The sequence below is a fragment of the Methylocystis sp. genome (assembly GCF_021731785.1).
Taxonomy (GTDB): Bacteria; Pseudomonadota; Alphaproteobacteria; order Rhizobiales; family Beijerinckiaceae; genus Methylocystis.
Map to the genome: position 1 here is coordinate 39,141 of NZ_JAKFWS010000071.1, position 7,066 is coordinate 46,206.

A 7,066-nucleotide genomic window follows, 5' to 3' on the forward strand; every position below is an offset into this window, starting at 1 on the left:
GCGTTTCGGAACCAAAATCGCTGGGCAGTTAATATTGCGGATCAAGGCTTTGGCCGGCGGCGTTCAGGTGTTCGCTTAAGTTCTCGCGAGTCGCCGGGTCGATGACCGCGAACGGCGCGGCGACCGCCGCGCCGGCCACGCCGCCGACCGCCGAAACCGCGCCGGCGGTCATCAGCCCGAGACGATCGCCGACGCCGGCCTGGCCGTCCTTGAGCGGCTGCCCCTGTGCAAGCCTGATTCCGATCGAGCGCACGACCGCCGGGGAGGTGGCGAAGGTGCTGTGCCCCAAAGCATCGCTGGAAGCGACGTTGGTCAGATCGATGACTTTGATTTGATCGCGGTAGAGGACTTCGTTGTAGGGCGGCGCGCTGGGATCGACGGCCCCCAGTCGCGTATTGCCCCAGAACCGGCGAGACGCGGCAAGCGCGTCATCGTCTCGCGAGGCGAATAGCGTGAAGACAGAAGGCCGAATCCCGATCGCCGCGATTTGGCGCCGGAAGACGTCGAAATCGACGTCAGGCGCGGCGAGCATGACATTCTCTATTTTCGATCCGATCTGGCCGTTGCGGATCGCCATCTGGCGCAGCGCCTCCAGCGTCACCCAATTGCCCATGGAATGCGCCAGGATCGAGATTTCGCCGACGTCCTGGTCGCGCTGCAGCGCCTGAAGAACGCTTTCCAAGGCGTCCCGTGAGTAGCTGGCGCTCTCATGATCATAGCCATATTGCAACAGCCGGCCGCGCGACGGCCAGGTGAACAGCACGGGCGTCACGTCGGCGCGCGAGTCGTGGACGATCTGCGCGAAACGATAGACGGCTTCCTCGAAACGCGTGTTGTAGCCGTGAACGAAGAGCAGCACCTGGCGCCTGGGCGTCTTGCGGATGCGCGCGTTGAACGCGGCGATCGCCGCCTCCTTGCTGAGGACGTCGGCGTGAACGGTGGCGAATTGGGTGGCGGGATCGGGAGTCGGCGCTTGCGGCCATTGAACTTCGCCGATCACGCGGGCGGAGTCGGGCGGGATCGATACCGCGATGTCGGCGAAGTGGACGCCCCGTCCGCGTTCGCCGGAGAAGATGACGCCGGGCTCCGACGGGTCCGGTGCTCTGGTTGTGATGACGAGCAGGTCGACGACGCTTGCGCCGGGCGCGACCCGATGCGTCGCGACGAGCGTTCCGTGCGGGCGGCTCGCGCAAGCACTGACGGCGAGCGCAAAAAATGCCGCCAATATAATCCGTCCGCGCCCCATCAAACCGCCGTGCTCGAAAAATCGTCGCGCCGCCAAGGCCGTCGAGGCGAAGCTAACTACGCTCCACTCCGTCATTTTTGCGGCGCAATTGCGGCGCGCCGCCTAGGCTGTGCGCAAGCGCACTGATTTCTAGGGAGAAATGCGGCATGATCGCAACGCTCGCACGAGAGTGGAGCGTCGGCGGCGGGGCTGGGACGAATCGCCGCCGGCTGCGCAGGGGAGAGTCTTGAAGGCTTTCCCCTGCCTCTCAGCCGCGAGTCAGCGCCTTTTCGATATCCTTGAGCGGATGGCGGGTCAGGTCCTTGGCGAGTTCGCCGACGACCTTGCTTTGCGCCTTGGCCGACAGCTCCTTGCGGATTTCTCCCAGGGCGCGCGGCGGCGCGACGATGGCGATGGCGTTCAATTCGCCCGATTCGGCCGCCCGATTGATGCGCTCCGCCATCGCGCGGGCGAAGCGCTCTTCCTCCAGCTCATGCCAGTCGGCGTCTTCCACCGCGCTGCGCACGCCGCCTTTCGAGGCGAAGCTGCGGCCTGGTTTATCCGTGCCCTGTTCGCGCGTCGCGGGATTTTCGTCGATGCGGGTCTCGACGACCCGAAGATCAAGCAGATCGGCGTCGCCGTGGTTTTGGAAAAAGAGCGCGCGGCGGCCGTCTCCGACCAGGACCCAGGCGCCGTTGCCGACAGAAAATTCGATCATGATGTGTCCTCGCCTTCTATATTGTTCGCATTGTTCTTGGCGCTTTTTTTTTGCGCTTGTTTTCTAGCGCTTACGCGGGCGATTTGTCCCGCTGGCGCTGGTTCGCGCCGGCAGGCTCTCGTTTCAAGGATAGTACGCCGCGGGGCGCTCTCAAATCGACCGTTGCGACCAGATCGTGTTGTATTGGACGCAATCGTCCAATTGTAAATGACGCAATCGGTCTCAAAAGCTGGAGCGGCGCGCTCATTGCACAAAAAACCGGGCTCTATGCGGCGAGCTTCTCCTCCTTGCCGGCCGGCTCTCTCATCTGCTGCAGCGCGGCGTCGAGCGCGCCGGCGCTTGCGGCGTCGCGCGGCCCATGCCGTTGCAGGGCGGCGCTCCGCCTGATCGAGCGTTCATTAAGCGCCCAGAGCAGCCAGCACGCGCCCAAAATGCTCAGCAGCGCCGTATAAGGTTCGCTAGGGGCCAAGGATGAAAGGAACGAGAAATCGGGAACGCATTCCTTGGCGTATTCGCACGCGTCCGACCAATCCTGAAACCACTGTCTGATCGATTCCATCGAGACCTCCTTGCCGCGCAGCATTCGAACAGCGCACGCCCCGCCGTCGAATGTATAGCGCAGGTACATTGCAAGGATTGTGCGAAGCAGCATGTCGCACGTCAATCGTCGCAGGCGCAGACAAATTGGCGCACTGCCTTGAAATTAGGCAAAAAACTAGCGCGTCGCTAAGACCGCCAAATGGGATCTGGCGCGCAGAATTCGTCGATTATCTCGCCGAGACGTGGTGAGCGCCGATCAGGACGCTTCGCTGATCGGCCATTCGCCCTTATAGACGCCGCCCTTGCTGTCGTGCGCCTCGACGCGAATCGTCTTCGCGCCGTTCGGCGCATAGGTGAAGCGGAACGTCGGGTCTTCGGAGAGCGAGATGCCGCCTTCCATCTTGAAGATCGGCGCATCGCCCTGAAAGACTTCGACGGAGTCGATAAAATGAGCCGGCAGATAGGCGCGCGAGACCGGGTCCATCTGCATTCCCGAGGCGTTGGGATGGCGGATCATGATCTGCGCTTCTCGCGTCATTGGATCGGCGCTTTTGAACTCCCGATATTTCATCTTGCCGATATTGGCGACCGCCTCGTCTTGATCCTTGACGGCGGGCGCCGAACAGCCGCCCGAGGCTTTGACGAATTTGGCGTCGGCGCGAAGCTTGCCGTCGCCCATCTCGGCCACCGCATGGACGTTGGAGTAGGAATTCACCCGCACGCGGGTTTCGATGAAGCCGACGCCGGATTTGTCGCCGAGCGTGAAGGCCGCCGCCATGGGCATCGGGTTCTGGTCGATGACGAGCGTCGCGACCTTGATCTGCGAGGGATCGGGAAAGCGCAGGGTCATCGGCACGATCGCCGCGTCCTCGGCGCGCGCCGGCGCGTCGAGCGTTATGGCGCCGTCGGCCGCCGAGATCGGCCGGTTTTGGAAAATGTCGACGACGAGGCCGGGCCAGGGATCAGGCGCGGTTTGGGCGAGGGCCCGGGTCGCAAACAGGGCGAAGAGGGCGCCGGCGGCGCAAAGGGCAGTTTTGTTCATCCGGCATCCTCCAAACACGTCCGGCAGAATAAGCGGGAACTGTCTTCGCCGTCACGTGACAAAGTCATTCTCACGGCGCTTCCCATTCAAGCTCGGCGAATCCGGCTGTCGCGTTGCGGGCATTGTAGTCGTCAAACAGCCGCCATTTCTCCCGTTGTTCCGCGCCCGCCGTCTTGGCGGCCGCCGCGACGCTCTCGCCCTTCTTGATCGCGGCGCGAAGATCGGCGGTGAGCCGCATCAGATAGGCGCGCTGATCGTCGAGCGCCTTGGGCCAGGGCGCGGGCAGGGGCCCATGGCCGGCGACGACCTGAGTCGCCTTGATCGCCGCGAGCCTGTCGGCCACGTCGAGAAAGCCGAGCAGACTGCCGTCGACGACCGGCACATGCTGGAGAAAGAGCAGGTCGCCGGAAAACAACACGCCGCTTTTTGGATCGAGAATGGTGAGGTCGCATTCGCTATGCGCCGTGCGCCAGGCCTGCAGGACGATCTCGCGATGACCGAGATCGAGCGTCATCGTCCCTTCGACGGTCACGGTCGGCGCCACGATCGTGACGCCGTCGAGCGCGTCGCCCATTTGCGCGCGAAAAGCTGAGAGATAATGCGGCCCGCGCGCGGCGAGCGCCCGCGGCAGATTCTTGTGCCCGACGAAAATCCCCCCGGTCTCGACGAAAGCGCCATTGCCGAACGTATGGTCGGGATGGGCGTGGGTATTGATGACGTAGCGGATGGGCTTCTGCGTCGTCTCGCGCAGCGCGGCGAGAAAGGCGCGGCCTTCGATCACGCTGCCGCCCGTGTCGATCACCGCGACCGCGTCGTCCCCGACGATCGCCCCGAGATTGGCGATGTCGCCGAGATTTTCCCGCGTCATGAGGGAAGTTTTCCCCTCATGCGCGTAAACGCCGGGCGCGATTTCATTTAAGGAGAAGGCCGGCGCGGCGCTTGCGGCAAAAAGCGCCGCGAACGCCGCGACAAGAGCCAGCATGATATGCAACATGTTGTTAGCCTTGGCTGTTTGCTGAGCCGGCGCTGCAACGCATCGCACGGTTGCGCCATTGTTTTTTGCGATTGCGATTCAACCGTTAGCGACATATTATCCCGCCGTTTCCGAGTAAAAGATGCCTCCCGGACGGGAACTGGGAGCTTCTCGCCGCTGGCGGAGTTTTCGTCCCGCCGGCATGAGACATAAACGGAAATCGCCTTCCCAATGTCGAGGCGCCTAGGAGGCGCGACGTCGGCGGCGGCGCAACAATAACGCGCGCCACGGCGTCGTCAGGAGGAAAAGCTCATGCATAAACTGTTGTTGTCGACTTCGGTGGCGGTGCTCGCGCTCGCCGGCGCGGCGAAAGCCGACGAATTGCTGACCCTGCAGAAAGACCCCAAGCAGTGGGTGATGCCGACGGGCGACTACGCCAACCTGCGCCATTCCGCTCTCAAACAGATCACGACCGAGAACGTCGGCAAGCTCGCGCCGGCGTGGCAGTTCTCGACCGGCGTTCTGCGCGGCCATGAAGGCGCCCCGCTCGTCATCGGCGACGTCATGTATCTGCACACGCCGTTTCCCAACATCGTTTATGCGCTCGACCTGAAGGATCCGGACCACAAGATCATCTGGAAATATGAGCCCAAGCAAGACCCGTCCGTCGTGCCGGTGATGTGCTGCGACACGGTCAATCGCGGCCTCGCCTACGGCGACGGCAAGATTTTCCTGGCCCAGGCCGACACCACGCTCGTTGCGCTCGACGCCAAGACCGGCAAGCTCGTCTGGTCGGTCAAGAACGGCGATCCCTCGAAGGGCCAGACCTCGACCGCGGCTCCGCACGTGTTCAAGGACAAGGTGTTTGTCGGCATCGCCGGCGGCGAGTTCGGCGTTCGCGGCCACATCACCGCTTACGACGTCAAGACCGGCCAGCAGGTGTGGCGCGGCTATTCGATGGGCCCCGACGCCGACACGCTCATCGAGCCCGGCAAGACCACCCATCTCGGCAAGCCGGTCGAAAAGGACTCAGGGATCACGACCTGGGAAGGCGAGCAGTGGAAGATCGGCGGCGGCACCACCTGGGGCTGGTACAGCTATGATCCGGACCTGAACCTCGTCTACTACGGCTCGGGCAACCCCTCGACCTGGAACCCGGCGCAGCGTCCGGGCGACAATCGCTGGTCGATGACGATCTGGGCGCGCGACCTCGACACCGGCAAGGCGAAGTGGGTTTACCAGATGACGCCCCACGACGAGTGGGACTATGACGGCATCAACGAGATGATTCTCGCCGACCAGGATATGGGCGGCCAGAAGCGCAAGACTCTCGTCCACTTCGACCGTAACGGATTCGCCTATACGCTGGACCGCGTGACCGGCGAGCTGCTCGTCGCCGAAAAATATGATCCGGCGGTGAACTGGGCGACCAAGGTCGACATGGACAAATCGTCCAAGACCTATGGCCGTCCGCTGGTCGTCGATAAATATTCGACCCAGCACAACGGAGAAGACGTCAACACGCAATATGTCTGCCCGGCGGCGCTCGGCTCCAAGGACCAGCAGCCGGCGAGCTATGACGCGGCGACCGGCCTGTTCCTGGTCCCCACCAACCACGTCTGCATGGACTATGAGCCGTTCCGCGTGAGCTATACGGCGGGCCAGCCCTATGTCGGCGCAACGCTGGAAATGTTCCCGGCGGGCAAGGACAAGGGCGAGACCCACACCGGCAACTTCATCGCGTGGGACGCCAAGACCGGCAAGATCGTTTGGTCGAACAAGGAGCAGTTCTCGGCCTGGGGCGGCGCGACGTCGACTGACGGCGGCGTCACCTTCTACGGCACGTTGGAAGGCTATCTGAAGGCCGTCGACACGAAGACCGGCAAGGAGCTCTATAAGTATAAGACTCCGTCGGGAATCATCGGCAACGTCACCGTTTATGAGTCTGGCGGCAAGCAGTATGTCGCGGTGCTGTCGGGCGTTGGCGGCTGGGCCGGCATCGGCCTCGCGGCGGGACTTTCGAAGAGCAACGAAGGCCTCGGCGCCGTCGGCAATTATGCGTCGCTCGCCAATTATACGGCGCTCGGCGGCGTCTTGACGGTCTTTGCTCTGCCGAATTAAGCAAGACGCGAAGCTAACGAAGGTCGGCGCTCGGCGCGCACCATAAAGGTGCCCGCCGAGCGTCGGCGTTTAGAGTGTGTGGGAAGAGACCAAGGAGACAGGTAATGAGATCGCCGCTGGCCGGAGCGTTGGCTCTGTGCGTCATTTTGTGCGCGGGAGGCTCCGCGATGGCTGATCCGCCGGGAGATCCCAAGGCCGTCAAATCAACGGACGGCAAATATTTGGACGCCAAAGGCGACCCAACCTACAATGTCGGCCCTGACGGCAAGGTGGACTGGTACACCTTCTCAGGCTACCGCCGCTATCATGCGGAATGCCATGTCTGCCACGGTCCGAACGGCGGCGGCTCGACCTATGCGCCGGCGCTCAAGGATTCGGTGAAGCGTTTCAATTACGCGGAATTCGCCGGCATCGTCATCGGCGGCCGCCAGAACGGCAACAGCGTCA

At 63.1% G+C, this 7,066-nt stretch carries 7 protein-coding genes; 2 read left to right on the forward strand and 5 right to left on the reverse strand.

All coding sequences use genetic code 11. The features are described from left to right. Positions 1 to 28 precede the first annotated feature (28 nt). From QZ964_RS12960 to QZ964_RS12980, 5 genes are all read right to left on the reverse strand, one after another. Positions 29 to 1,225, reverse strand: coding sequence for an alpha/beta hydrolase (locus QZ964_RS12960; RefSeq protein ID WP_367119273.1), 1,197 nt, complete (start codon positions 1,223 to 1,225; stop codon positions 29 to 31). A gap of 268 nt (positions 1,226 to 1,493) precedes the next feature. Then, a complete protein-coding gene (locus tag QZ964_RS12965) occupies positions 1,494 to 1,943 on the reverse strand; it encodes a host attachment family protein (protein ID WP_292532074.1) in 450 nt (149 codons plus the stop codon). A gap of 265 nt (positions 1,944 to 2,208) precedes the next feature. Next, complete coding sequence (locus QZ964_RS12970; RefSeq protein WP_292532075.1) at positions 2,209 to 2,595, reverse strand: hypothetical protein; 387 nt, start codon at positions 2,593 to 2,595, stop codon at positions 2,209 to 2,211. A gap of 144 nt (positions 2,596 to 2,739) precedes the next feature. Then, complete coding sequence (locus tag QZ964_RS12975) at positions 2,740 to 3,525, reverse strand: quinoprotein dehydrogenase-associated SoxYZ-like carrier (RefSeq protein ID WP_292532076.1); 786 nt, start codon at positions 3,523 to 3,525, stop codon at positions 2,740 to 2,742. Positions 3,526 to 3,595: 70 nt separating this feature from the next. Next, a complete protein-coding gene (locus QZ964_RS12980; protein WP_292532077.1) occupies positions 3,596 to 4,519 on the reverse strand; it encodes a quinoprotein relay system zinc metallohydrolase 2 in 924 nt (307 codons plus the stop codon). Between the two features lie 291 nt (positions 4,520 to 4,810). On the opposite strand from QZ964_RS12980, the gene xoxF5 reads away from it, so the two are divergent. Both xoxF5 and QZ964_RS12990 read left to right on the forward strand, forming a co-directional pair. Beyond that, entirely contained in the window at positions 4,811 to 6,619 is a 1,809-nt protein-coding gene (xoxF5, locus tag QZ964_RS12985) for a lanthanide-dependent methanol dehydrogenase XoxF5 (protein WP_292532078.1), read from the forward strand. A gap of 104 nt (positions 6,620 to 6,723) precedes the next feature. Further along, positions 6,724 to 7,066 (forward strand): c-type cytochrome (locus QZ964_RS12990; protein WP_292532079.1); only part of this gene is annotated, 343 nt, incomplete at its 3' end.

What these genes read in the sequence shown, in the direction of transcription:
- QZ964_RS12970 (WP_292532075.1), bottom strand. Translation starts at nt 2,595, where the DNA reads ATGCTGCTTCGCACAATCCTTGCAATGTACCTGCGCTATACATTCGAC.
- QZ964_RS12980 (WP_292532077.1), bottom strand. Translation starts at nt 4,519, where the DNA reads ATGTTGCATATCATGCTGGCTCTTGTCGCGGCGTTCGCGGCGCTTTTT.
- xoxF5 (WP_292532078.1), top strand. Translation starts at nt 4,811, where the DNA reads ATGCATAAACTGTTGTTGTCGACTTCGGTGGCGGTGCTCGCGCTCGCC.
- QZ964_RS12965 (WP_292532074.1), bottom strand. Translation starts at nt 1,943, where the DNA reads ATGATCGAATTTTCTGTCGGCAACGGCGCCTGGGTCCTGGTCGGAGAC.
- QZ964_RS12975 (WP_292532076.1), bottom strand. Translation starts at nt 3,525, where the DNA reads ATGAACAAAACTGCCCTTTGCGCCGCCGGCGCCCTCTTCGCCCTGTTT.